Raw genomic sequence first — 26,820 nt, forward strand, 5'->3', positions numbered from 1 at the left:
AAGGTTTTCATACAAACAAGGCCGTCTGAAAAAACTTTCAGACGGCCTTGTTTTATTTTGTAGCCGGATTTTGGCCTAATAAAGCCGGTGCAAACCGTGTGATCGTATCGCGCAAAACGATGAGTTTGCCGTGGAAGAAGTGGGACGAACCGGCAATGGTTACAACCGGCAGGCCTTGTGGTTCTGCCCATGTCAGGGCTTTGTTGATTTCGACGACTTCGTCTTCCGCGCCATGGATCATCAATGTTTTGGCGACATCGGGAACGTCGGATGGTTCCGGGCGGTCTTTGTAGTGATGGACGGCTGCGCCCATCAGCAACAGAAAATCAGGTGTGCGTTCTTGGGCGGCAAAGGTGGAAACGTAGCCGCCGAATGAGAAGCCGGCCAGGGCGAATTGCGGTGCGTCTGGATGTTGCGCGCGGGCGTAGTCGATAACGGCAATGCAATCTTGCGTTTCGCCGCGACCGTAGTCGTGTTCGCCTTCGCTATTGCCTACGCCGCGCAAATTGGGCAGGTAGCAATGGAAGCCGAGTTGCGATAAGGCTTTGGCGGCGGTTTGGATGACTTTGTTGGTGTTGGTGCCGCCTTGTAGGGGATTGGGATGGTTGATGACGGCGATGCCGCGGGCGGACTTTTGTGTACTTGGCAGATAGATGGTTTCCAGCAAACCGGCCGGGCCGGGGATTTGAATGATGTCGGGTTTGAGCATGGGTGTGTCCTTGTTTGTTTTTTCAGACGGCCTGAAGCGGTTTACAGATAAAAATTCTTGCCGTTGTTTTGATTGTTGGCTTTCAAATCAGCAAGCATCCGTTTGAAGTCCAAGCCGTATTTTTCGCTTAATTTTTCGGCGCGTTTTTTTAAGTTGTCGAGATTTTGTTCTTTGGGGCTGCTTTGGAAGGCCATGACTGCTACGTTGCCGTGGCTCTCGGCCGGCAGCTCGAGTACGCGGCCGTCAAAGACGTTGAGCAGGCGTTCGACAAAGCGTTGATAACGCTGATCGCCGCTCCACCAGTTGGTCACAAATACGCCGTTGGGAGAGAGGGCGTTGCGGCAGTCTTGGAAGAAGGGCTCTTCCACCAAAGCATCGATAATCTGTTCGCCGTCAAAACCATCTACCAAAATCACATCGGTATTGTGGCGGAACACTTTAATATATTCCGCGCCATCCGCCTCGATAATCTCAAAATGTTCGCTTTCGTGCGGCAATTCAAACAAGCTGCGCGCCACGGCGATGACTTGCGGATTGATGTCAATGGCGGTTTGCTTGGTATCGGGCAGATAGCTGTCTATCCAACGGGCAAACGAGCCGCCGCCCAAGCCGATTTGGGTGATGTGTTTGGGCGGGGTTTCTGTAAACAGCAGCCAACCCATCATGGCGCGGCTGTACGACAACACCAGCTCGGACGGATGATCGACATTCATGGAGCTTTGAATGGTGTCGCTGCCCAAGTGCAGGGAACGGATATTGCCTTCTTCGGAAATGCCGACTTCGGGCAGATGGGATTTGGCAGGGCGCAGGCGGCGGTAAGGATGGCGGGGTGGCATGGGCAAAGACGGAAAGATGTAGAAGGCGTTATTTTAACAGAAACCATGATGGTTTGCGCTGGATCGGTTTCCAGACGGCCTTTTTGCGTGTTGGATTGGAAGATAAGGCGTGTATTTAATTTTCTTTAAAATCATTGGTTTTTATAATTTCGTGAGTAACTTTGTGTGAAAATGCTTGCCAAGATGGGAACTTATCGGCATAATGCCGACTTCCTTGCCGGTATAGCTCAGTTGGTAGAGCACCTGACTTGTAATCAGGGGGTCCCGAGTTCGACTCTTGGTGCCGGCACCAGTTAAAGACTGATGGTGCTGCAAGGCATTTCAGTAAGCCGGTATAGCTCAGTTGGTAGAGCACCTGACTTGTAATCAGGGGGTCCCGAGTTCGACTCTTGGTGCCGGCACCAATTAAAAGCCCGATTGTGAAAGCAGTCGGGCTTTTTGCTTATGCTTTGATATTTTAAAAGCAGACCTTATAATACCGCGTTTCCATTTATAACAAAGGGCTGCCCGTCGGGCAGAACACACAACACCATGATTACCGTAAACACTTTGCAAAAAATGAAAGCAGAGGGCGAGAAAATCGCCATGCTGACCGCTTATGAATCCAGCTTTGCCGCGCTGATGGACAATGCCGGCGTAGATGTATTGCTGGTCGGCGATTCTTTGGGCATGGCGGTGCAAGGTCGTCAGTCCACTTTGCCGGTGAGCTTGCAGGATATGTGCTACCACACTGAATGCGTGGCTCGCGGTACTAAAAATGCCATGATTGTCAGCGATTTGCCGTTTGGCGCGTATCAGCAGAGCAAAGAGCAGGCATTTACAGCGGCGGCAGAGTTGATGGCGGCCGGCGCGCATATGGTCAAACTCGAAGGCGGCGTCTGGATGGCGGAGACTACTGAATTTCTGCAAATGCGCGGCATTCCTGTTTGCGCGCACATCGGCCTGACCCCGCAATCCGTGTTTGCATTCGGCGGCTATAAAGTTCAAGGCCGCGGCGACAAGGCGGAAGCGTTGCTCAACGACGCTAAAGCGCATGATGCGGCAGGTGCGGCGATCGTATTGATGGAATGCGTTCCTGCGGAATTGGCGAAAAAAGTAACCGAGACCGTTTCTTGCCCGACCATCGGTATTGGCGCAGGCGTGGATTGCGACGGTCAGGTTTTGGTGATGCACGATATGCTCGGCATTTTCCCCGGTAAAACCGCCAAATTTGTGAAGAACTTTATGCAGGGCAAAGACAGCGTTCAAGCTGCGGTCAAAGCCTATGTAGACGAAGTCAAAGCAAAAACGTTCCCTTCTGTCGAACATACGTTTGCCGGATAAAATAAATTCCAGGCCGTCTGAAACTTATTTCAGACGGCCTTTTTAATGAATAAAAGCGTATAATCGGCGCGTGATTTCCGTTGATGAAGCGGCGGAAAAGATAAAGGATTTTTCAAACCATGCAAATCATTCATACGATTAAAGAATTGCGCGAGTGGCGCAAAACTGCCGGAAAAGTGGCATTTGTGCCGACCATGGGCAATCTGCACGAAGGCCATCTTGCGCTGGTGCGCGAAGCGAAAAAACGTGCCGATAACGTTGTGGTCAGTATTTTTGTCAACCGCCTGCAATTCGGACAAGGCGAAGATTTCGACAAATATCCGCGCACTTTGCAGCAAGATGCCGACAAATTGGCAGGCGAGGGCGTTGCCGTCGTGTTTGCGCCTGATGAAAAAGAGCTGTATCCGAATGTAGAACAGCGTTTCAATGTCGAGCCTCCGCACCTGCAAAACGAATTGTGCGGCAAATTCCGCCCGGGACATTTCCGCGGCGTTGCGACCGTTGTGACCAAGTTGTTCAACATTGTTCAACCCGATACCGCCTGTTTCGGCAAAAAAGACTATCAGCAGCTGGCGATTATCAAAGGCTTTGTCGAAGACTTGAATTTCAATATCGAAATCGTCCCTGTCGACACCGGCCGCGCTTCAGACGGCCTGGCACTTTCCAGCCGCAACCAATATTTGAGCGAAGCAGAGCGCGCAGAAGCGCCCCGCCTCTATCAAGAGTTGCAAAACATTGCCACCGCCCTGAAAAACGGCAATCTGGATTACGCCCAGCTTGAGGCTGAATGTATCCGCCGTTTGAGCGATGCCGGCTGGATGGTTGATTACGTTGAAATCCGCCATGCACACAGCTTGGCAGTGGCTCATGTCGGCGATAAAGAATTGGTGGTGCTTGCCGCCGCTCGTTTGGGTACCACGCGCCTGATTGATAATTTGGAAGTGGCTTTGGCTTAAAACCAAGCTGCTGTTAAAGGCCGTCTGAAACCTGTTTTTCAGACGGCCTGTTTCAAAGGGGTTAAATCATGAAACAAAAAGCTTTAATCTTGCTCCTTCTGCTGACTGGGGCTGCTCATGCCAATGACAGTATGGGTACGGTCAGCACAAGCGGCATCAAATATCTGAAAAATCCGCATATCGATATGCAGAGCGAAGATTTGCACATCAGCGAAAAGCAAATCCGCGTACATTACAAGTTTAAAAATACTACAGCGCAAGACATTACCGAGACGGTTCTTTTTCCTTTGCCCATCGTTCCTGCGTTCACAGTTTCCGACTTTGCCGACACCAAAGGCTTGGTGAACAGCTTCCGAATTTACGCCGACGGCAAACCTGTCCGCCCGCAAGCCCACGTCCGCGCCTATTTTGAACGGCGTAACGGCTCGCTGGTGGACGTGACCGCCGATTTGAAAAAATGCGGTTTGAGCGATCAGGAACTGATGCACCCTTGGACGAAAAAGCAAGACGGTGAAAAAATCGACAGCAAAATCGGAGCCTGCCGCTCCGCCAAAGTCCAATCCATGCTGTCCAAACAGACGGATGAACTGTCCTATTGGTCGTCGCAGATTATTTACAGCTGGAAGCAAACCTTCAAAGCCGGCAGCGTCACCGAAATCAAACACCAATACACCCCGCTGGTCGGCGGCAGCTTCCTGCCTTCGCTCAAAGCCAAAGACAGCAAAGCATTTATAGATGAGTACTGCATGGATGAAAACTTCCTCAACAACTTTAAAAATGTGAAAGAAGAAAAGGTCTATCACCATTTGGGCTATATCCTGACCACAGGTGCCAACTGGGCAAAACCCATCGGTAAATTCACGTTGACCATAGACCGCGAGCCTAATACCGTGATTTCGCTTTGCTGGGACAAATCCTTGCGCAAAGTAGGGCCGAACCGCTTCCAAGCAGTCAAAGAAAATTTCCTGCCGAAGAAAGACTTGGACATTATTTTTGTCTTTTGATAAATTTTAAATATAAGCTATATGAATAATCATGCGTTCTTAGAGATTGAATCTTTTGAGTTAGAAAATTTTTTAAGAAAAGAGGAATTACATATGATTGATTTAAGGGATGAAGTTAAACAGGCAAATGAAGCTTTCGCTTTGGATTGGTATAAGGATGATACAAGGTATACTGATATAGGGTCGGCAGTACATAATATTAAGTATAAGTATATACATGGCGATAGTTTAACAAATGAACAAAATAAGCAAATGGAAGATGATTTGGAATTTTTAGCAGAAAAATTGCTACCATTCACTGATGATATTGATTTAATTCTACCTGTACCTAGTTTCAATCCTAAGTATGAGAATAATCCAAAAGGGGATTTAAAAATTATGTACATGCTTGCTGATAGGTTAAGTAGTAAAGAAAAAAAGGTTGATTGTTCTGTAGTTAAAAAGATTTCATCAAGTCAAGCAAAAGATTCTCAACTTAAAGAAAGTGATTACATTGCCGAACAGCTATCTCCAGAAGTCAGTAAAGTGTTATTAATTGATGATCTATTTGGAGAGGGAAATACGGCAAAATATACTATATTAGCTCTAAAGGAAAAGAATCCTAATATTTTTGTTAGATTCATTAGTCTTACAAAAAATCAATATGGAGGAATTCCTAAATGTTATATTTGTAAAATTCCAACTAGCAAAAAATGTTACGATGAGAGAAATGGATGTATGCGTATAATGTTAAATTTTCATAAAGATAGTAAGCTTGAACAAGTCTATATCTGGCAGACTCATAGCAAGTTTCTAGAGGTTAAGCAGGCATATGATAATAATGATTTTTATAGGGAATTTAAATTTTTCATTTATAAAAATCAAAAAGGGTACTGGGCAATTTCCGATAAATAACTTAAGGAGTTTATATGAAAAAAATATTTATAAGTGGAAGTATTTCTAGTAAAGAAATTCCTGATGTTGTTATCAAATCAGTTGATAATAGTCGTGAAAGGAACTATACAATTTTGATTGGAGATGCTACTGGAATTGATAAAAGTATACAGGATATGCTCAAAGCAGATAATTATAAAAATGTAGAAATCTACCATGTAGGTCCTACCCCTAGAAATTTTGCGGATAGAGCATGGATCAATAAGCGCATTCTTGTGGATACTGACAATGAAAAATTATTTAAAGATGGGAGGTATACTAGAGAAGCACAAATGATGAAAGATAAAGCCATGGTTGATGATGCTGATTTTGGTTTAGTTATTTGGAGAGATACTAGTAAAAATCGGTTTGGAAATGTTCATGTAAGCAAAGGATCATTAAACAATATCTATAATCTACTTATGCAGGAAAAGTATGTAGGATTGTTCTATATTCCTAATCCAGAAAAAGGGATAATGAAATTCAAAAAACTCTCTGAGTTTGAGGAGCAAGTAATTGAAAAATTAGTTCAAAAAGAAACTAAAACTTATTATTATAAAATGAAAAAGCAAGCTAATAATCTTAAAAATATAGAGCATAAAGTTAAGGATAATGAACAGTTTTCTTTATTTGGCTAGAGGTAAAATTTTATATAAAATGGAAATTGTAAGCTACGCTTTAATCCTTGATTCTTGCGTCTGAAACCTTGTTTTAGGGTTTCAGACGACCTTTTGCTACAATAAGGCTTTTCCGTTTCTAAGGCTTTTCCATGTCCAAACCCACTGTTTCCCCGATGATGCAGCAGTATCTCGACATCAAATCGCAGCACGCCGACAAGCTGGTGTTTTACCGCATGGGCGATTTTTACGAGCTGTTTTTGGATGACGCGGTGGAAGCGGCGAAGCTGTTGGACATCACCCTGACCACGCGCGGGCAGATGGACGGCGTACCGATTAAGATGGCGGGCGTGCCGTTTCACGCGGCGGAGCAATATCTGGCGCGACTGGTGAAGATGGGCAAAAGCGTGGCGGTGTGCGAGCAGGTGGGCGAAGTCGGCGCGGGCAAAGGGCCGGTGGAGCGCAAAGTCGTGCGCATTGTGACGCCCGGCACGCTGACCGACGCGGCGTTTTTGGAAGACAAGGAAACCAACCGCATCGCAGCGGTGAACGCGGATAAAAAAAACATCGCCATCGCGTGGGCATCTTTGCAAAGCGGCGAATTCAAAACCAAGCTGACGACGGCGGACAAGCTCGCCGACGAGCTGGCGCGTTTGCAGGCGGCGGAAATCCTGTTGCCCGAAGGCAAAAGCCTGCCTGACGGTTTTCAGTCAACCTCAGCCAACATCACGCGCCTGAACTCATGGCAGTTTGCTGCCGACGCGGGCGTGAAATTGTTGACCGAATACTTCGGCTGCCAAGACCTGCACGGCTTCGGTTTAGACGGAAAGGAACACGAAGCCGCCGTCGGTGCGGCGGGCGCACTGTTGAACTACATCCGCCTGACGCAAAACCTGATGCCGCAACACTTAGACGGTATTTCGCTCGAAACCGACAGCCAATATATCGGCATGGATGCCGCCACGCGCCGCAATCTTGAAATCACGCAAACCCTCTCCGGCAAAAAATCGCCGACCCTGTTTTCCATACTCGACGGCTGCGCCACCCACATGGGCAGCCGCCTCTTGGCACTCTGGCTGCACCACCCCTTACGCAGCCGCGCCCACATCCGAGCCCGCCAAGAAGCCGTTGCCGCGCTGGGTTCTCAATACGAAACCCTGCAAGGCCGTCTGAAAAACATCGCGGACATCGAACGCATCGCCGCCCGCATCGCCGTCGGCAACGCCCGCCCGCGCGACCTCGCCGCCCTGCGCGACAGCCTGTTTGCCCTGCCTGAAATCGAATTGTCCGCCGAGGGCAGCAGTCTCTTAGAAACCCTCAAAGCCGTTTTCCCCGAAACCCTGCCCGTCGCCGAAACCCTCAAAGCCGCTGTGATGCCCGAACCCGCCGTCTGGCTCAAAGACGGCGGCGTCATCAACCAAGGCTATTCGGCAGAACTGGACGAGTTGCGCCACATCCAAAACCACGGCGACGAATTCCTGCTCGAGCTTGAAGCGCGCGAACGCGAACGTACCGGCCTCTCCACCCTTAAAGTCGAGTTCAACCGCGTTCACGGCTTCTACATCGAGCTATCCAAAGTCCAGGCCGAGCAAGCCCCCGCCGACTACCAACGCCGCCAGACCCTGAAAAACGCCGAACGCTTCATCACCCCCGAACTCAAAACCTTTGAAGATAAAGTCCTGACCGCGCAAGAGCAGGCATTGGCATTGGAAAAACGCCTGTTTGAATCCCTGCTGAAAGAAGTTCAGACGGCCTTGCCGCAGCTTCAAAAAGCCGCCAAAGCCGCCGCCGCCCTCGACGTACTTTCTACGTTTGCCGCCATTGCCGCTGAACGCGGCTTCGTTTGTCCTGAGTTCGCCGACTACCCCATTATCCATATCGAAAACGGCCGCCATCCTGTCGTCGAGCAACAAGTGCGCCACTTCACCGCCAACCACACCCGCCTCGACCACAAACACCGCCTCATGCTCCTGACCGGCCCCAATATGGGCGGCAAATCCACCTACATGCGCCAAGTTGCCCACATCGTTCTCATGGCGCATACCGGCAGCTTCGTGCCTGCCGATTCAGCCCAAATCGGACCCATTGACCAAATCTTCACCCGTATCGGTGCATCGGACGACCTCGCCTCCAACCGCTCCACCTTCATGGTCGAAATGAGCGAAACCGCCTACATCCTCCACCACGCCACCGACCAATCCCTCGTCCTCATGGACGAAGTCGGACGCGGCACCTCCACCTTCGACGGCCTCGCCCTCGCGCACGCCATCGCCGAACACCTGCTGCAAAAAAACAAATCCTTCAGCCTCTTCGCCACCCACTATTTCGAACTGACCAAACTGCCCGAAGCCCACGCAACGGCAGTCAACATGCACCTCTCCGCGCTTGAGCAAGGACAAGACATCGTCTTCCTCCACCACATCGAACCCGGCCCCGCCAGCAAAAGCTACGGCATCGCCGTCGCCAAACTTGCCGGCCTGCCCAACCGCGCCCTCAAAGCCGCCCAAAAACATCTGGACGAACTCGAAGCCCAAGCCGCCGCTAACCGTCCGCAGTTGGATATTTTCAGCGCCATGCCGTCTGAAAATAGAGTGGGTGAGGAAGAACAGGAAATTGAACCGGTTTGCCATGCCCAGACCGATGGGTTGGCCGAAGCGTTGGCGCAAATCCAGCCCGACAACCTCACGCCGCGCGAAGCCTTGGATGCCTTGTATCGCTTGAAAGAAATTTGCAACAAGGTGTCGTAAATAACTCAAAGGCCGTCTGAAACAGGAGAAACATATAATGAGTTTTGCTGACATTACCGTGGTGGGTATTACCGGTGCAGATTCTTATACCGAGGGCACGATGTATGCCGTTGCCCGCAGTTGCGCCGAATTGCCCGGCAGCCGCGGATTGCTGATCAGCCCGAGCTGTCCGCAAGGTTTGCCGGAAAATATCCTGCATCAGCCTTGCCGGCCATTCGGTTATTTGGAATACAATCTGTTTGTTTTGTACCAACTGATGTATTACATCGATACTGATTATTGTTTGATCGTTCAAAATGACGGCTGGGTGTTGAACGGTCAAAACTGGCAGGATGCCTATTGGGAATATGACTACATCGGCGCACCTTTGTCGCTTTTGTTGGAAACTGAAGCAGACGGGCAGTTTTTCCTGAAGGGAATCGACCAATATTTGGCCAAACAGCATCTGATTCAGAACTCCCCGAATTTGGACGAGCCGCAGAACGGCGGTTTCAGCCTGCGCAGCAGGCGGCTTTTAACCATGCCGAGGCAACTGGGCTTAAATGTAGAAATCCGGCCGCCTTTGCCGCCGGAAGACGGAAAAATGGCCGATATGGAATGGCTGGTGCGGCTGCACCACGAGGATATGTTTTTGACGGCGCAACACCGTTATAGATTGCAGGACTTGGGTCTGAAATTTGCGCCTCCGAATATTGCGACACAATTTTCTTCAGAAGTACCGTTTATCAATCGAATGAGGAATGTCCCTTTAGAGCACGTCTTTGGGGCGCACTGGATGGGCAATGTAGTCTTGACCGGCCGTAACCGTGTCCGGTTTGCCCAATTGAATGAGGATAAATTGGAAACATTCTCCCGTTTTTTTAGAAATTTGGGTTATGAATTAGAATAAAAAAAGGCCGTCTGAAAGTTCAGACGGCCTTTTTTAATGGTTGTTAATGTTGATGATGGTGGGCATGGCGTGCAGCCGCGCGTTTGGTACCGACAGGCACAATCAGCGTTGCGTAAGCTTTGTCTTGTTGGCATACGCTTTTATCGCTGTAATCGGTCTCGTTCACCACTTTGATTTTCCACAAGCCGTCAATCAACGTAATCACATTGACCACGCCGTTTTTATCGGTTTTGCCGGAGAAGCCTTGAGGCTCGCGGTGGTCATGGGTTGATTCCAAGTCCATTTCGGCCAAAGTGTCCGAGCTGGCGGTAACGGTGGCTTTAACCAAAGGCTCGCCTTTGTACAGGACTTTGACCGGCAAAATGCCGCCGGCTTTGACTTCGTTTGGATTTTGCAGCGGAACCAGTTCCAGCTCTTGGCCGATAGGGCGGGTCAATACCGCTTCATCGACTGCGCCGTTGCCCACGTGGACGAAACTCTTGCCGAACATTTGTGCCTGTTCGCAATAGGTAGCACCGGCCAGTTGTTTTAAGGTTTGCTGTTTCCAGCCGTCTTGGTTTTTCGACCAGAAAGTCGGTTGGTAGGTTGCGCTGACCCAGTAGGAGCCTGCGGGCAGGGCGGCTTTGGAAACGTATTGATAGTTTTCGCCCTTATTTACCAAATCAACGGTTTTCTTTGAGCTGTCGGTCAATTGCAGCGGTTTGAAAATATGCACGCGGTCGTCGGCGATTTTTTCGACATTGGGGAAGTCGTGGCTGTAACCCAAATCCGCATGCAGGATTTTGCCGGCAGGCTGATGTGCCGGTGCGGCCACCCAAACATCGTGCGCCTGCGCCGCCGCGCCCAATCCCAGCAATCCTAAAAGCATCCACTGTTTCATCGTTTCTACACTCCATCTTTCTATTATTGAACAAAACGCCTAATGATTCGGCGAATACGAACGGTACTCTTTTTTATTTACTTTGTAAATAATATGGTTTAGATTTTATAGTTATAAATAATTATTTTTTGATTTCAGACGGCCTTGGTTTATATAACCAAAACTGATAAACCCAAAAGCAAACATTATTTCCCGTTTGCCTCCGAACCCGATAAAGTATCGCCATACTTTTAATAGGAGCCGACCATGAATATCCGTACCCTTTCTTTTGCCGCATTGACCGCCGCGCTGGCGTTGAGTGCCTGCTCTCCCAAAAACGAACAGTCTGCCGACAATGCCGCTTCCGCAGGCAAGGGCGGTAATGTGAAGCTGTTGAACGTCTCTTATGATGTCGCACGAGATTTTTATAAAGAATACAATCCTTTGTTTGTCAAAGAATATGCTGCTAAAAACGGCGGCGCAACGGTTGAAATCCAACAGTCGCACGGCGGCTCCAGCAAGCAGGCTTTGGCTGTGGCCAACGGTTTGGCCGCCGATGTGGTGACCATGAACCAGACTTCCGATATCGAGCTTTTGGTGAAAAAAGGCCTGATTAAAGACGATTGGAACACGCGCCTGCCGGATAATGCCGTGCCTTATACCAGCAACGTCGTTTTCTTGGTGCGCAAAGGCAATCCGAAACACATCCAAGACTGGGGCGATTTGACCAAAGACGGCGTGCAAATCGTTTTGGCCAACCCGAAAACCACCGGCAACGGTCGCTATGCCTTTTTGGGCGCGTACGGTTATGGCTTGAAAGTCAACAACGGCGATGAAGGCAAAACCCAAGATTTTGTGGCCGCATTGCTGAAAAATACACCTGTATTTGAAAACGGCGGCCGTGCGGCAACGACGACATTCAGCCAACGCAATATCGGCGATGTCTTGGTTACCTTTGAAAACGAGGCCAACTACGTCAGCAAAAAGCTGACCCAAGACCAATTTGAAATCGTCTATCCGAGCTACACCATTATTTCAGAAGCACCGGTTGCCGTCGTGGACAGCGTGGTCGATAAAAAAGGCACGCGCGCCGCTGCCGAAGCCTACCTGAAAAACCTCTGGAGCGAACCGGCTCAAGAATTGGCCGCCAATCTTTATCTGCGTCCGCGCAATGCCGAAGTATTGGCCAAACACAAAGCCGACTTCCCCGATATTGAAACCTTCAATCCGAATGAGAAGTTCGGCGCTTGGTCGGACATCATGAAAAAATTCTTTGCCGACGGCGGATTGTTTGATCAGCTTTCCGGTAAAAAATAAGGTTTGAACATAGAGGCCGTCTGAAATTTCAGACGGCCTTTTGTTACAATAAGCCTTTTCCTTATCTACCTTTTTCCATGTCCCAACGCAAAATCATCCATATCGATATGGACGCATTCTACGCTTCGGTAGAACTGCGCGAGCAGCCGCATTTGAAAGGGCTGCCCGTCGTTGTGGCGTGGGACGGTACGCGATCGGTCATTTGTGCCGCGTCTTATGAAGCGCGCAAATTCGGTTTGCACTCGGCCATGTCGGTGGCGACGGCAAAAAGGCTGTGTCCGCAGGCGGTGTTTGTGCCGCCGCATTTCGATTTGTACCGCCAAGTGTCGGCGCAGATTCATGCCGTGTTTCGGCGTTATACCGATTTGATCGAGCCTTTGTCTTTGGACGAAGCCTATTTGGATGTTACCCGAAATTTTAAAAATATCCCGTACGCCAGCGAGGTGGCCAAACGCATTCGCGCCGAAATTTTTGAAGAAACCGGTTTGACGGCCTCTGCAGGCATCGCGCCCAATAAGTTTTTGGCCAAAATCGCGTCCGACTGGCGCAAGCCAAACGGACAGTTTGTATTGCCGCCGCCCAAAATCATGGCGTTTTTGGAGAGCTTGCCGTTGGGTAAGATTCCCGGTGTCGGCAAAGTTACGCTGAAAAAAATGAACGCCCTCGGTATGCAGACTGCCGGCGATTTGCGCCGTTTTGAGCGCGGCGAACTTTTAAACCATTTCGGCCGCTACGGCTACCGCCTTTATGATTTGGCACGCGGTATCGACGAGCGGCCTGTCAAAGCCGAACGCGAACGCCTGCAAATCTCAACCGAAATCACTTTGCCCGAAGATTTATCTTTGGCGCAGGCTTCAAGCCATTTGCCGCACCTTGCCGAAGACCTTTGGCGGCAGATTGAGCGCAAAAACGTCGAAGCCAAAGGCGTTACCCTCAAACTCAAAACCCACGATTTCCGCATTATCACGCGTTCGCTGACGTATTCTTCCGTCCTTCCCGACAGTGCCTCGCTGCTTCAGGCGGCGCATACTTTGCTGCAACGCATACCGCCGCAACGCGAAGACGCCTTCCGCCTGATCGGCATCGGCGTGAGTCATTTGCTGCCGAAAAACCAGCAGCAGACGCTTTGGTTATAAAGAAATAGAAAAGCATTCTTTCCGTTTGAAGATAGGGCGCAGGACAATATCGTTCCATAACCATATCGACAGCCGTTTCAACAGGCCGTCTGAAAATTATTAGGAACAACCAGCCATGTCTTTATTCCGTCCCCAATTTTGGAAAATCCCCGAAACCAATGATGCCGAACGCCGCCGCCTGCCTGAGTTGGCAGCTGCTTTGGAGCGCCGTTTGCAAGACATTGCCGCGCGCTATCCGCAAGCCGTGTTCGCATCCAGCCTTGCGGTTGAAGATATGGTCATTACCGATGCCGTTTGCCGTCTGAAACTGCCCATCCGCATCATTACGCTCAATACGGGCAAACTCAATCCCGAGACCGCCGCGCTGATTGCCGAAACCAATGCGCGTTATCAAACCGAATTGGAAGTGTTTTATCCCAACCGGCAAACCGCCGATGAATTTGAAGCTGAATTCGGCACGACCGCCATGTACGACAGCGTCGAGTTGCGCCGCCGTTGTTGCCATATCCGCAAAATCGAACCGCTCAACCGCGCTTTGCACAACGCGCCTGCCTGGCTGACCGGACAACGCCGCAGCCAGTCCGAAACGCGCAGCGAATTGAATTTTGAAGAGCGGGATACAGGCCGCAACATCGCCAAATTCAATCCTATTTTCGATTGGGAAGAGCAGGACGTTTGGGCATATGCGCACGAGCACCAAGTTCCGCTTAATGTGCTGTATCATCAGGGCTATCCCAGCATCGGGTGCGAACCCTGCACGCGTCCGGTCAAACTGGGCGAAAATATCCGCGCCGGACGATGGTGGTGGGAAAGCAAAGACAGTAAGGAATGCGGTTTGCACAAATAATCAAAGGCCGTCTGAAAACGTTTCAGACGGCCTTTTTGACGGTTTAACAATTGATTTATCAAGAATTTGTTTTTCGCTCGACAAAAGTGGAAAGCAGGGCGGTATCGATGTCCCATTTCCAGATGCCTCGATCCGAGCCGTCCATGCCGCGCAGGAAGAGGTAGCGGATGGCGATTTTAGGCAAGGGCTTGCCGCGCAGGGCGTAGTAGCGCGCGATGGCAACGGCGTAGATCAGGGCTTGCAGGTAGTAGTGATGATGCGCCACGGCTTCGTTCATCGCCTGTTGCGTGTAGGCGCTTGCATCGTTGCCTAAATGGTTGGATTTGTAGTCGATTAAAACGACATGGCCGTCTGAATCTTGGCAAACCATATCGATGAAGCCGTTCAAATAGCCTTGTAAGTCATGGAAATCAAGCAGTTGCGCGGCTTGGACGCATTCGGGCGGCAGGTTTGCTTCGCTTGAGGCAAACCAACGGCGTAAGTCGTCCAGTTTGAAATCGTCCATGTACAGGGTGAACCCCATTTCGGGCAGGCGTCGGGTCGGCGGAATCTGCGACAGGCTCTCGTTGATTAAAGGCGTCAGGCGGCAGATGTCGAGCATAGCGCTTACCGTCGGCAGCCATTTGTCTTCAAAGCTGTGGCGTTGCAAAACTTCGGCAATCATTTCGGATTGGCTCTCGGCAGAGGCGGCAAAGTCGAGTTTTTCCAGTATTTCATGCAAACATACGCCGGCATTGGTGCCGCGGGGAAAATGGTGGATATCGAGGCCGTCTGAAAGCGGGGGCGGCAGGTTTTCAGACGGCATGGCACGGTCTGCGCTTTCTGCCGGATCGATGGCAGGTTGCAAAGGCTCGTGTTGCTCATCGCTTGACTTGGTATGCCTGCTCAAACCGGTAAAGCTGGTGTGGCGGATAAAGTCAAAATCGCGGCGTTTAATGCTCTGTGCGCTCAAAGCTTGGTCTTGTTGGTGGCTGTATTGATAGACGGTTTCCGGCGGGGCTTCTTCCGTGAAGGTGAATTCCGTATTTTCGGGCGCGTTTTTGATAAAGCGTTGCCAGTTGGTTTTGAGCATTTCTACAACATCTGTCGTGCTTTGATAGCTTTGGCTGACGCTTTCGCGGCCGGCCTCTGGCAAGCCTTCGAGCAGATAGGCAAAAGGATTGTTCGGCGTACAGTTTTTGTTGGCGGCGGCGTAGATGTTGAGCTGTTCTTCGGCGCGGGTAAGGGCGACATAGAGCAGGCGTAAATCTTCCGCCGTCTTTTCGTCGGCCAGATGGCTTAGTTCCGCTTCCGAGGTTTGCGATTTCGCCAGCAGCTCGGTTTCGTGGTTGTCAGTATGCAGGATTTTCCAGTTTTCTTTGGAATTGTCTTTGGTATCCCATGCGAAGGGGCAGTAAACCAAAGGATATTGCAAACCTTTCGACGCGTGCATGGTAACGATTTTGACCAATTTTTCGTCGCTTTCAAGACGGATGGTTTGCGCGTCTGACGGGAAATGGCCGCTGCGCGCACGGCTGATTTGTTCGTTTAACCATTTATGCAGGGCGGCGGGGTTTCGGCTTTGGCTGTCTTCTTCGGCCAAAAGCTCCAGAATTTGGTAGTAATTGGTCAGACTGCGTTCGTTGCCGCCTTTAAGCAGGCGTGTTTCGATGTCATGTCGGGCGGCAAACTGCTGCACGGCGGCAAAAATGCCGCCTTTCCGCCATTTTTCCAAGGCTTCGGCTGACGACTCCAGCCATTTGAGCAGCTGGTGTTCGTTGTGGTTGAGTTCGTAAATCTCTTTGGCGGTATAGCCGAACAAAACGCCGGTCAAGACAAAGCGCAGCCAGTCGGTTTGCCTTGGGTTGAGCCAAAAGCCGATCAACGCGGACAGCGAGTCGGCCTCGGCGGAATCGAAAACGGACTGGCGCGACAGCAACACGCTTTGGATACGGCGCTGTTTCAGTTTTCTGGCAATCATCGCCGCTTCGTTGTTGGTGCGCACCAAGACGGCAATGTCGCCGGATTCCAACGCGCGGCCTTTGAAATTCAGACGGCCTTCGGCTGCTTCATTGAGCGCAAAGGCAATTTCATCGGCGCAATATTCGGCTGCTCGGCTGCGCAAAATCTCTTTGCCGGTTTGATCGTCCGTATTGAGCCAGCGCACTTGGATGGCGGGGCGGTGTGGCGACAGCCGGCTTTCGGCACGGCTGGCGGAGACCTCGCTGTAATCGATGTTTTTCAATACGAAGGGGTGTTTTTTTTGTTTGAACAAGGCGCTGATGCCGTTGATCAGCTTGGCATGGCTGCGGTAGTTGACGGCGAGAGTGTAATGCCTGTCCGCATCTTGCGCGGCTTGCAGATAGGCGTAAATGTCCGCACCGCGAAAGCTGTAAATCGCCTGTTTGGGGTCGCCAACGAGAAACAGCGGGCAGCTTTGTTCGATAAAAATTTGGCGGAAAATTTCGTATTGCAACGGGTCGGTATCTTGGAATTCGTCAATCAGCGCGATTTCCCAGTTTGCCGCTGCCGCTTTTGCCAATGCGTTGCCGTGTTCATTGGTGGTCAATGCCTGATGGACGTCCAGCAGCAAATCATCAAACACGCGCTCGCGGCGTGATTTTTTTTGTTCAGCAATGGACTGATTGATGTAGGAAAGGAGGTCGAGTTGCAGGCAGATGAAGACTGCTTCTTCCGCGCTTTTCATTGCCTGCAAATTACGGCCAAGATTAGCCAAGGCTTGCAGCTGAATAATTTCCGGCGCATCGGCATCGGCTTTATATTCTTTTTTCAGTTTGATGTTGAGCGTGTCGATACTGAAGAGGCTTAATTTTTCCAGCGTTTGTTTGCTCAGGCGGGGCAGACGGTTGGATTCGGCGTTTGTTTTTAGATCAGTAAAAACATTTTCAAAGGTTTTTCTTCTGTAGGTTTGGCCGTTCAGTTTGGGAAAAATTGCCCAAAACGCTTTTTCCAAGTCTTCCAAGTGGACGCAAATTTTTTGCCATGTTTCTTGAAGCTTGGCTTGAGCTTCTTGCAAATCGCCTTCAGGCCGTCTGAATTTCAGATAGGGGCGGCCGGTATAGCTTTTGATTTCGGCAAGCATTTCTTCGGGCGTGCATTTCCGGTCAAAAACCAATTGTGCCAATGTGGCATCGGTTGCCACTTTCTGCCGCCAAAAGTCCTGCGCAGGAATCAGCAGCCTCTCGCGTGAGTCGTCCGACAGCTCGACATCCAAAGGCGCGCCGCACAAAAACGCGTAATCGCGCAAGACGCGCTGACAGAAGCCGTGGATGGTGTAAATCGATGCGTTGTCAAACTGGCTCAGTGCGGCTTTGAGGCGGAGAATCAGGCGATGGCAGCTTTCCTGTCCGTCTTGCTCGCCTAAAGCCAAAGGAATCAAGCGATTGAGAAAGTCATCGGGGGATTTTTTCTCTTTTTCGTAATATTTGTTCAGGCCGTCTGAAATATGTTCCGGCTTGCCGCCCAAGGTTTGGATTTCGTTTAAAACCTGCAACACTTCGTCCAAACGCGCGCGCAAACGGGTTTTCAGTTCTGCCGTTGCCGCTTTGGTAAAGGTAACGACCAGAATTTTCTCGATGTCTTTTTTTTCTAAAATAATCAGTCGGGTAAAGAGCGCGGCAATGCCGTAGGTTTTACCCGTACCGGCGGAGGCTTCGATGAGGTTGGTGCCGTCGATGGAAAGGGTGAGCGCGTCAAAAGGAAGGGCGGAAGACATGGTTGGAACGGAATAATATTAGCGAGGCATTATCATAACAGAGATAGTGTGTGGTTTTGCATTGATGATAAAAATGCCGTCTGAAAACTTTCTGTTTTCAGACGGCATGTCTTAATGGCTATTCAAATGACTTCAATAGCGCATCTTAGTAACGCAAACGGCGTTTGGCGTAGCTTGGTTGGCGGGGACGGTAGGTATAACGGTTCGCCGCAGAAGCTTTAGTGTTGTCATAGTAGTGCACAACATTATTACCGTTGATGGCCGTATTGTTGACGCTCAAACCGGTTGGAGAGCCGGTAGTAATAACAACATTGTCGCTTTGGATGACGTTTGCCGTATTGGTTACGTTGGCGTCGTTTTTACCTTTGGCGTTGATGCCGCCGTTTGGTTTGCCTGAAGCGTAGCTGCCGTTGACATTGACGGTCAGATTTTTTTCGTTAACGCTGCTGATCGCGCCGGAAGTATTGACTTTGTTGCCTTCTACTTCAACGGAGTTGTTGGATACCAAGTTGGTACCGTGCAGGTTGACGTCGCCGTTGTTGGCATTGATTTTAATATCGTTGCCGGCCGCTACATTCGCGCCTGCGGCGGTAGAAGAAGCGTTATCGGTTTTGTTGACGCCGACAGAGCCGTTGACGTGAGGAACGGCCACACCGGTTTCAACATTGATTGTCGCACCAGCGCCGATACCGACATTAACGGCTGTACCTTGGTTGGAGGCAGTATTGGCTGACTCGGTGAAGGTAACGCCGTTGCCTGCGGTAATGTTGACGTTGTTGTTGGCGGTAATGTTGGATGCGATTTCAGCAGAGTCTTTGGCGTTGATGACAACATTGGTCGCATTCATATCGCCTTTGACGGCGGTAGATTCTTTTTTGTTTTCATCAGCGTAGTTGACGTTCAGGTTGGCATTCACATCAACGTTTGAACCGTCTTTGGTGTATGCGCCGACAGTCAAAGAAGCGCCGCCTTGTTTGCTGCTGCTGTTGCTGGTGTTGTGGGCGGCAGTGTTGTGGTATGAACCTACGTCAATGTTGATCGCACCGGTCACATCGTATTTTGTACCTTCATCAGACACTTTATCATTTGCCAAAACAATGGCATTGCCTGCGTTGATGGTGGTGACGGTTGCAGTGGATTCATTGTGGGTCGAAGAGTTGCCTTGACCTTGCGCAGTGATTTCACCGCCGATGCCTTTGTTGGTGCTGATGCCGGCAGAAACGACCAAACCGCCGCCGTTTTGTTTCACATCGGATTTCGCGCCGCTGTGTGCCGCTGCATGGGTAACGTTTTTGGCAGACTCAATCACATTGCCGGTCGCATTAATTACGGTACCTTCTTGATTAATATTGCCGTTGGCAGTGATGGTGGTGTTGCCGCCGGTGTTGATGTTGGATACATGAGATGTGTCCGTTACGGTTGTTGCATCCGTTTTGGTGCTGGTAATGCCGACAGATACGCCGACGCCTGCAACGTTATTTTTTCCGTATGCGGTGGCAGATACGCCCAAATCGGTTACGCGGCCGGATTCGGTCACTGTGCTGCTGCCTTTGGAGGCAACAACATTGACGTCATTGGCTGCGGAAATGTTGACGGATTCTTCGCCGTTGACTTGGCTGCCGCTGACGGTAACGTTTGAGTTGGAAGACAACTGGGTGTTTTTACCGGTCAAAATGCTGCCGCTCAGGCCGACAGAATGAGTGTCGGTGTGGGTATCGGTTAATTTGATACCGGCTTTGGCAGTCACGCTGCCGTTTTCTTTATTGGTTTCGGTACCCGAGTAGCCTTTGATGGAATACTCGTTGACCTGTTTGTTTTCTACCGCTTTGGCAGCATCGATGGTCAAATCGCCTGCGGAAGCCAGTTGTAGTTTTTGTGCCGCAAACAATGCAGAGCCGATCACATTGATGTCTTTGTTGGAAACAACGGTCAGGTCGGCATTGGAAACCAGGGTAGAACCGGTTACTTTTTCAATGCTGCTGTTGCTGCTGGTTTTAGAGGTCGTGATATTGAAAATCGTACCTTTACGCGCGCTTTGTGCGGAAGTGTCGGTGCTGGTGGCGTTTTTAATATCAACATTGCCTGCTTTGGAGCTGACGAATGTACCGGCTTGGCCTTCAACGGTACTGCCGTAAACGTTGACGCCGTTTTTTGCACCCAAGACTACGTTTGAGTTGGCAGTAATGCTGCTGCCGTGCAGGTTTTCGGTACGGTTGTTTTGAACTTGGCTTTCACCGCCGAACAGGCCGCCCCAGTATTTTTTCTGGTCATCGAGGCTGTTGGTGTTGATGGTGGTTTGAGTACCCAAGTTAATGTTGTTGACATCGGTAACGACATTGCCGTTTGCCGCAATGCTTGCGCCGTAAGTGCTCAAATCGCCTTCGGAAATCAAACCGATATCACCGGCTGCGGAGATTTTGGTTTGATGGGCGGTAGAGTTTTTGGAAGATTTTGTAGCGATACCGGTTTTCAGCGCGGCAGTTTCGTTTTTGAAGCTGACATAAGTCGAGCTGCTGTCGGTTTCGCTGTTGCTGCTCAATACGATGCCTTGTTGGGCGGCAATGCGTGCATCGGCAGCCGAGTTCAGTTCGGTTGCGTCCAATTGGACTTTGCCGGTGGTCGCAATATTGACAGAGCCGGCATTGATTGTGGTTTGATGCAGGCTTTCGTCAACAGAAGAACTCAGGTTGTTGTTGTACCAAAGGCCTTTGCTTTGAGTGTGGTCGGATTCTGTACGGTTGGTGGTTTTTACCGCGTTAGAATTGATGTTGCCTTTGGCAGAAGCAGTCAGTGCGCCGGCATTGATGTTGGCCGCGCTTAAGTTGAGGCTGCCGCTGTTGTTCAAAGTCAATGACTCAGATACATTGATATTGCTGGCGGTAAAGGTTTCCGTTTTGTTGCGGTCTGAACGGAAGTGCTGAACATTTTGCGCTTCTTTGCCGCTGGAAGACTTGTTAGCAGAATGGCTGTTAACCGTGCCTTTGATGTCGGTATCACGAGCAAATAATTCCATTTGTGCGCCGGTCAGGTTGGCGGACTGGATGCTCAGGTTGCCTTTGCTGTCGATATTCAGGTAGCGTGTGCCGGTAATGGCGGCATTTTGAATGTTTTGTTTGGCGCGTTTGTCGGTCGCGTGGATGCGGATGGTACCGGCGCGCATACTGCCGAAGATATGACCGTCAAGCACCGGCGCATTTGAAGCTGCGTCCAAGGCTTCGATTTGTGCGGTTTTGTAGTCGAAGTTGCTTTTGCCTGAAGAAACGTTGATGGCATCAGCGGCATTGACGTTGGCTGATTTGCCGATCACAACTTGCGACGCGAGCAGGTCAACCACGCGGTTGCCGCTCAAATTGCCGTTTACTTGCAGCTGTTTGCCATTATCGCTGATATGGAAAGATTTCAACACGCCGTCTGAAACGGTTGGCGTACCGACAACCAAGGATGCGCGGTTGGCATTCAGGATGCTGCCGCCGTTGTGGGTAATGCCGTTAGGGTTTGCCAAAACATAGTCTGCGGCAATACCGAAGATCTCTTGTTGACCTAAAATCAGGGAAGGGTTTTTGCTGACTACTTCGTTCAAGATCACAGATGCGGCCTGACCTTGGAAGTTTTTGTTGGCAGACAGGTTTCCGGCCAGTTGGGATTTACCGGCAGACAGGGCGTTATTCAAAACGGCGCCGTGTTGGGAAACGTTGTACTTGTTGTATTGGTTGTGAGAAAGACCTTGGGCCGTCGGTGTGGCAATGTTGACGATGTCGACATTGTTCTGCTGCTGTACCGAAGTTTGGCCGATGGCTTCGATATTGGCGGCTACCGCTGCATTTCCCAGGAATGCAAAGCACACGGCGACAGTCACTTTGCCGGAAGCTGAGAGCTTAGGCTGATATAAAGTGTCGATTTTCATGGATTTTAATCCTTATTTATCGTGATGGAGAGTGAATCAGAAATCCCATATCGGGTATCGGATTTCTGTTGAGAAAACTTTTGAATGTATTAACATTGGTATGGAAATTTTTACAATCATACCACCAGTATGACCTTGTGTGCACTATTTCAAATGCAAATAAAAGCCGCTCATCTTGTTGATATTAATAGAAAATTAATAACGTTAAGATGAGCGGTTTATATATTGGATAAAAGGATATATATTTACATAATTTTAAAATGGAATGCGTAAAGAAACGGTCACATGATCCTGTTTTTCGCTGTTTGATTGGTTGGGCATGCGCGCAAAACCTTTGCCGTAGTCGGCAGAAAGCTGCCATTTGTCCGCCTTGCCCAAATTCAAACCTGCCACTAAGCCCATGGCGCGTTGCGAACCTTCGTTATTGTTTTTGGCAACGCCGATGTCTGCGCCCAGATAAGGCTCGATATAGATGCCGTGGGGCGTATTACGGCGGAAATAAACGGTATTGCTCAACAGGACTGCGCTGCTTGCGCTCAAAGAAGTCGAACGGAAACCGCGTACATTTTGATAACCGACGATGTCCATCTCTTTGGCGGCAAACAAATCATGAGGGCTATATTGGGCATCGATTTGGTGATGGTTGCGCATGATCCATTTGCCCAATGGACGGTTTTGAATCAAATTGCTTTGCAAGGATACAGAGGTATAGCGTTTGTTGAACGGCGTGTGTTCGGTATTTTTCGCAAACCCTTGTTCCACACTGATATTGTTGAGCCAAATGCCGTTTGGCAGGATGGCCGTGTGCGACAGGCCGACTTGTGCCGAATAGATTTCCGGGCTTTGTAATTCCAGTTTGCTGTCGGCAAATTTTGCAGTCTGTTTTACATAGTCGATGCCGGCATAGGCGGAGGCAATGTGTTTTTGACTGCGTGAGAATACGCGGTCTGCTTTGATTCCTGCCGCTTTGGATTGGGAGCGGTAGGCGTAGCGTGTTACGCTGGGCGTTAGGATGCTTTGCGATTGCGACGCGGCGGCGTAAGTGCTGAATGTCCATGCGCCGTAAGGAACTTGGTAGAACAGGCTGCCGCCGCGACTGTAATGGCTGTCGTGGTTGTTTAGATTGGTGTAGCCGTTTAGATAAAGGGAGTCGCTCAATCCCAACAGGCTGCCGATATTCAGGCTGCCGCGCAGTGTCGTGGTATTGGGTTTGCTGCCTTTATTGTCGATGGTGATGCTGCCGCCCCAATGTTTTTGGGCATCGTTGTTGAGTTGGATGGAGGCGGTGCCGTCATCATGCGGATAAACGTCGATGCTGACGTTGTTGCCGACAACATGGTTTGCCTGTTCGATACCTTGGTCGAGGTATTGGATGTTCAGCGGTTTGCCTTGATGATTGGGGAAGAGGGTGTCAACGTTGACCGTATGGGAGCCGCCGGTAATCTCACGGATTTTGCCTTCGATGACTGCCAATTTCAAAACACGCTCGGACGTGGTTTCAAATTTGATTTGCGTGTGCGGATAGCCTTGAGCGATATACTCGGCAACGATGTCTCGGTTCAGTTGGTTGATGTTGTTTTGATTGATGCATTTTGGGAGCTTGGCTTCAATCTTTTTGGAATCGATAAGGGTAATGCCGGAAAGTTCGATACCGGTGTAATCCAAACATTCGGTATTGTTTTCAGACGGCCCTTCTTGTGCAACTGCGTCGTTATCTTGTTTTTTCTGTAAATCCCATGCCGACTGCTCGCGTTTTTGGATTTCGACCGAATGAATCTGGTCGAGATTGTCGCGGAAGTCTTTGTCGAATTGGTTGGATACGTTTTTATCGATTTGATCAAGCGGATTTGTCGTATTGGCCGCATAGGCGTTCAGTGCGGAGAGAATCAATACGGGCAGGGGAAGGAGGCGGGATTTATACATGGTGTCGTAATTTTATAGGGATAATAATCGGGTTTATTTTATCGAAAATAGCTGCTTGGGGCGTATCGGTTTTTATCCTTGTCTGCAATCAGGGTTTATGAAGCAATAATGGGATAAATTTCTATGATGATACCATAAAAATATTAATGGGATTTAAATAACAAAAACCTGCCTTTGAAAAGGCAGGTTTTTTCAGACGGCCTTTGAGCCGTTAAAGATTTTGCAAACGTTCGACAGAAGGCGCGTAGTAGTAAGCGCCTGATACGGCTTTAGACAAATATTTCAGCAGTAAGTCGGTTTTGCCGTCTGCATCGCCGAACATATTGAGCAGTTGGACTTCGATATTGTGCAGCGTGTTGCAATAGGAAGTGAACATCAAACCATGTTCGCCGCTGATTTTGCCGAAGGGCAGGCTGCGGCGGACAATTTTCAAACCAACGCCGTTTTCTTTGACATTGACGCGGCCGAGATGGGAATCTGGCAGGCGCACGTCTTTGCTGAATTCGTCATTGGTTTCTTTGCTGCGGCCAACGCTGGCTTCTTGTTCGGCAGTGGGAACGGCATCCCATTTTTTCAAATCGTGCAGGTATTTTTGCAGCAAAACATAGCTGCCGCCGGCATCAGGCTTGCCTTCGGGAATAATGGCGACATTGCGCACATTGTCATCGCCCTGCGGATTTTCCGTACCGTCGACAAAACCGTCCAAACCGCGGTCTTCATACAGGCGCAGGCCGTGTTCTTCAGTGGCTACGCGGATGCTGTCGCCGAATGCGCCTAAAACAGATTGAGCCAAGGCATAAGCGGCTTTTTGCTCGGTGGCTTGGATATGGATATAGAGGTCGTGTTGGGTGGAAGGGGCGAGGCCGTTGCCCAATTCTGGGAAAGGTTTGATTTCACTGCCTTCTTCAGGATGGCCGAACGATTGCCATGCGCGGCTGCCGAAGGCAATGGTCAAACCCAAAATATCATTCGGAAAACGGGTTTTTAATTTGGCCAGAGCCTCCAAAGAAAGGCGGCAGGCAGATTTGATGTCTTCGTTGCGGCCGTCTGAAATGTCTGCTTCGATAAAAATACCGGCTTGTGCGTGATCAGGAATAATGGCTGATTGGGGATGGCTCATGATGATTCCTTTCAAAATATTATGGGTTTTTACGCGATGGATTATACACTGAAAATTTCAGACGGCCTAAAATCTGCCTTTTGATTTTTCAGGGCGGAAAGGCATGTTTGGCAAGATGTTTTTTGTGAGCGTCATTCTGTTGCAAGTGTTTACATTCGGGCTTGGGCGTTCGCTGCAATGGCTGTTTGCGCCTTGGATCGGCAAAGTCGGCAGACGTTGGCTGATGGGTATTTCCTATTTCATTACAAACGGCTTGTTGGCCGGCTTGCTGCTGGAATTGGGGCATATGATGTTCCGCGTGGTGGCGTTTTGGATGGTGATCTTGCTGTTTGTGATGTATGCCGCGTTGGCGACATTTATCCTGTATCTTTTGCTGCGCCGTTTTATGGCGCGCCAACCGCTTTCTCGAAGCCTGCGTCTGTTTGCGCCTTTGTTTGTGATCGGTTTGCTCGGTTTGGGGATGTATAACGCCTATACGCCCGTAGTCCGCCATCAGACTGTATTCATCAATAAGAAAATGGATAAACCGCTGCGTATCGGCGTGGCCAGCGATTTGCACTTGGGGATTTTGTTCGGCGCGCGTCAATTGGACAAACTGACGGACATCATGAAGCAGGAACAAGTCGATATGGTGTTGCTGCCGGGCGATTTGATGGACGATACCGTCGATGCGTACCTGAAAGAAAACATGAAACCGCATTTGCAGAAACTGACTGCGCCGATGGGCGTTTATGCCACTTTGGGCAATCATGATTGGTTCCGTGATCAGAAACGCATCAAACATGAATTGGAAGCGGCAGGTTTGACGGTGTTGGCCAATCAAGTTTTGGAAGTGAATGGTGTGTTGCTGGTGGGGCGGAGCGATGATTTGGATCACAAACGCCCCAGTGCGGAGCAGCTCTTAGAAGGTCAAAATACCCAATTACCGGTTTTGCTGATGGACCACCGTCCCACTTCAATCGAAACCCATGCCCGGCTGCCGATTGATGTGCAGGTCTCCGGCCATGTCCACAACGGCCAAGTCGCACCCGCCAACCTTATCGTCCGTACGCTTTATCGTCTTGCTTACGGCTATGAGGCGATCGGCAACGGCCATTTCTTCACCACTTCGGGCTATGGCTTCTGGGGCATTCCCCTGCGTTTGGGTTCGCAATCAGAAGTGTGGGTTATTGACATCAAGTCAAAGCATTGAAATAGAAATAGAAACTTCAGGCCGTCTGAATTTCAGACGGCCTTTTTTATGAAAATTGGGAAAAAATATTGAAATTGGATTATAATCGATGTTAATAAAACCAGCCACCGATATGAGTGGCATCATAACTAGGGAACTCACTATGGGCATTATCAGTCTTGCACTTATCTTCGTATCAATAGCCGCCGTCTTATTGTATTTCAAACAACAGTTGAAAGACCGCAAAAAAGACTGTCGCGAATCTTTTGTCTCTTTGCGCATTGCGCTCGACTGCCGACATCAGGCCGTCCGTCATGTATTGGATGCATACAGCAAACACCTGCAAGAGCAGGGCATTGCATCGGATCAAAACGTTCAGCAGATGTGTGCCGAAGTTGAAACCGCATTGGCGCAAACTGCCAAAACATTTTCCGAATCCAAGATCAAACATCTGTGCGAAACCGAAACAGCATTGAATCATGCGCTGAAAAAATTACAAACCGCCGTCAACAGCCTTTTGAAACAACATCCTGATGAAAAATTGGCCGGTTTGATGGAAATGCTGGGTGCCGCAGAAGCAGAAGTCGCATCGGCACGCCGCACTTACAACCGTAGAGCCGGAAGTTACAACCACCATTTAAACAAATTGCCCAACCGCCTTGTCGCCAAGCCATTAGGCTTTGACAAGCAGGCAAGTTTGGTTCGTTTTACAGAAAATCAAACGCAACGAATAAGCAGCAATATATTGGCTTAAGAGACCTTTGCAAAATTCCCCAAAATCCCCTAAATGTCTTGATGGGAATTTAGGGGATTTTGGGGAATTTTGCAAAGGTCT

General features: G+C 49.7%; 19 protein-coding genes and 2 tRNA genes. 14 read left to right on the forward strand and 7 right to left on the reverse strand.

Translation table 11 applies throughout. The features are described 5' to 3' along the window. Positions 1–52: 52 nt before the first annotated feature. Together RRV97_RS01765 and RRV97_RS01770 are read right to left on the reverse strand one after the other, a co-directional pair. Positions 53–709: an alpha/beta hydrolase gene (locus RRV97_RS01765; protein ID WP_315611778.1), complete on the reverse strand. Its 657-nt coding sequence runs from the start codon at positions 707–709 to the stop codon at positions 53–55. 41 nt (positions 710–750) lie between these two features. Then, on the reverse strand, positions 751–1,545 hold the full coding sequence (locus RRV97_RS01770) for a polyamine aminopropyltransferase (RefSeq protein WP_315611779.1): 795 nt from the start codon (positions 1,543–1,545) through the stop codon (positions 751–753). Between the two features lie 216 nt (positions 1,546–1,761). Here RRV97_RS01770 and RRV97_RS01775 point away from each other — a divergent pair. The 9 genes from RRV97_RS01775 (at position 1,762) to RRV97_RS01815 (ending at position 9,993) form a co-directional block, all read left to right on the forward strand. Continuing rightward, a tRNA-Thr gene (locus RRV97_RS01775) sits at positions 1,762–1,837 on the forward strand. Positions 1,838–1,873: 36 nt separating this feature from the next. Then, positions 1,874–1,949 (forward strand) — tRNA-Thr (locus RRV97_RS01780). A gap of 127 nt (positions 1,950–2,076) precedes the next feature. Then, entirely contained in the window at positions 2,077–2,868 is a 792-nt protein-coding gene (gene panB / locus RRV97_RS01785) for a 3-methyl-2-oxobutanoate hydroxymethyltransferase (RefSeq protein WP_315611780.1), read from the forward strand. Positions 2,869–2,987: 119 nt separating this feature from the next. Beyond that, complete coding sequence (panC, locus tag RRV97_RS01790; RefSeq protein ID WP_315611781.1) at positions 2,988–3,824, forward strand: pantoate--beta-alanine ligase; 837 nt, start codon at positions 2,988–2,990, stop codon at positions 3,822–3,824. 68 nt (positions 3,825–3,892) lie between these two features. Continuing rightward, on the forward strand, positions 3,893–4,828 hold the full coding sequence (locus tag RRV97_RS01795; RefSeq protein ID WP_315611782.1) for a DUF4424 family protein: 936 nt from the start codon (positions 3,893–3,895) through the stop codon (positions 4,826–4,828). Between the two features lie 21 nt (positions 4,829–4,849). Beyond that, on the forward strand, positions 4,850–5,722 hold the full coding sequence (locus RRV97_RS01800) for a phosphoribosyltransferase (protein WP_315611783.1): 873 nt from the start codon (positions 4,850–4,852) through the stop codon (positions 5,720–5,722). A gap of 14 nt (positions 5,723–5,736) precedes the next feature. Then, positions 5,737–6,378 (forward strand): hypothetical protein, encoded by a 642-nt coding sequence (locus RRV97_RS01805; protein WP_188213894.1) that lies wholly within the window; start codon positions 5,737–5,739, stop codon positions 6,376–6,378. A 131-nt stretch (positions 6,379–6,509) separates the two neighbouring features. After that, positions 6,510–9,104 carry a DNA mismatch repair protein MutS gene (gene mutS, locus RRV97_RS01810; protein ID WP_315611784.1) on the forward strand — a complete coding sequence of 865 codons (2,595 nt, stop codon included), beginning with the start codon at positions 6,510–6,512 and terminating at the stop codon, positions 9,102–9,104. A gap of 37 nt (positions 9,105–9,141) precedes the next feature. Continuing rightward, the gene (locus RRV97_RS01815; protein ID WP_315611786.1) at positions 9,142–9,993 is read left to right on the forward strand and encodes a DUF5672 family protein; all 852 of its coding nucleotides are present in this window, start codon (positions 9,142–9,144) and stop codon (positions 9,991–9,993) included. 43 nt (positions 9,994–10,036) lie between these two features. Here RRV97_RS01815 and RRV97_RS01820 read toward each other — a convergent pair whose 3' ends face one another. Next, positions 10,037–10,873 carry a DUF4198 domain-containing protein gene (locus tag RRV97_RS01820; RefSeq protein ID WP_315611787.1) on the reverse strand — a complete coding sequence of 279 codons (837 nt, stop codon included), beginning with the start codon at positions 10,871–10,873 and terminating at the stop codon, positions 10,037–10,039. A 252-nt stretch (positions 10,874–11,125) separates the two neighbouring features. On the opposite strand from RRV97_RS01820, the gene RRV97_RS01825 reads away from it, so the two are divergent. The 3 genes from RRV97_RS01825 to RRV97_RS01835 all read left to right on the forward strand — a co-directional run bounded on the left by RRV97_RS01825 (position 11,126) and on the right by RRV97_RS01835 (position 14,152). Continuing rightward, positions 11,126–12,169: a sulfate ABC transporter substrate-binding protein gene (locus tag RRV97_RS01825; protein WP_315612222.1), complete on the forward strand. Its 1,044-nt coding sequence runs from the start codon at positions 11,126–11,128 to the stop codon at positions 12,167–12,169. A 77-nt stretch (positions 12,170–12,246) separates the two neighbouring features. Then, entirely contained in the window at positions 12,247–13,305 is a 1,059-nt protein-coding gene (gene dinB / locus RRV97_RS01830; protein ID WP_314576830.1) for a DNA polymerase IV, read from the forward strand. A 115-nt stretch (positions 13,306–13,420) separates the two neighbouring features. Next, positions 13,421–14,152, forward strand: coding sequence for a phosphoadenylyl-sulfate reductase (locus RRV97_RS01835; RefSeq protein WP_315611788.1), 732 nt, complete (start codon positions 13,421–13,423; stop codon positions 14,150–14,152). Between the two features lie 58 nt (positions 14,153–14,210). Here the strand turns inward: RRV97_RS01835 and recB are convergent, their stop codons facing one another. The 4 genes from recB to RRV97_RS01855 form a co-directional block, all read right to left on the reverse strand. Beyond that, a complete protein-coding gene (gene recB / locus RRV97_RS01840; RefSeq protein WP_315611789.1) occupies positions 14,211–17,867 on the reverse strand; it encodes an exodeoxyribonuclease V subunit beta in 3,657 nt (1,218 codons plus the stop codon). Positions 17,868–18,012: 145 nt separating this feature from the next. Further along, entirely contained in the window at positions 18,013–21,771 is a 3,759-nt protein-coding gene (locus RRV97_RS01845; protein ID WP_315611790.1) for a hemagglutinin repeat-containing protein, read from the reverse strand. Positions 21,772–22,026: 255 nt separating this feature from the next. Continuing rightward, a complete protein-coding gene (locus tag RRV97_RS01850; protein WP_315611791.1) occupies positions 22,027–23,694 on the reverse strand; it encodes a ShlB/FhaC/HecB family hemolysin secretion/activation protein in 1,668 nt (555 codons plus the stop codon). Positions 23,695–23,905: 211 nt separating this feature from the next. Then, positions 23,906–24,814 (reverse strand): Dyp-type peroxidase, encoded by a 909-nt coding sequence (locus tag RRV97_RS01855; protein WP_315611792.1) that lies wholly within the window; start codon positions 24,812–24,814, stop codon positions 23,906–23,908. A 103-nt stretch (positions 24,815–24,917) separates the two neighbouring features. Between RRV97_RS01855 and RRV97_RS01860 the strand changes: the two genes are divergently transcribed. Both RRV97_RS01860 and RRV97_RS01865 read left to right on the forward strand, forming a co-directional pair. Next, positions 24,918–26,006 (forward strand): metallophosphoesterase, encoded by a 1,089-nt coding sequence (locus RRV97_RS01860; protein ID WP_315611793.1) that lies wholly within the window; start codon positions 24,918–24,920, stop codon positions 26,004–26,006. Positions 26,007–26,118: 112 nt separating this feature from the next. Beyond that, positions 26,119–26,739: a LemA family protein gene (locus RRV97_RS01865; protein WP_315611794.1), complete on the forward strand. Its 621-nt coding sequence runs from the start codon at positions 26,119–26,121 to the stop codon at positions 26,737–26,739. Positions 26,740–26,820: the final 81 nt, after the last annotated feature.

The sequence above is a fragment of the Neisseria sp. DTU_2021_1001991_1_SI_NGA_ILE_055 genome (genome assembly GCF_032342915.1).
GTDB lineage: Bacteria > Pseudomonadota > Gammaproteobacteria > Burkholderiales > Neisseriaceae > Neisseria.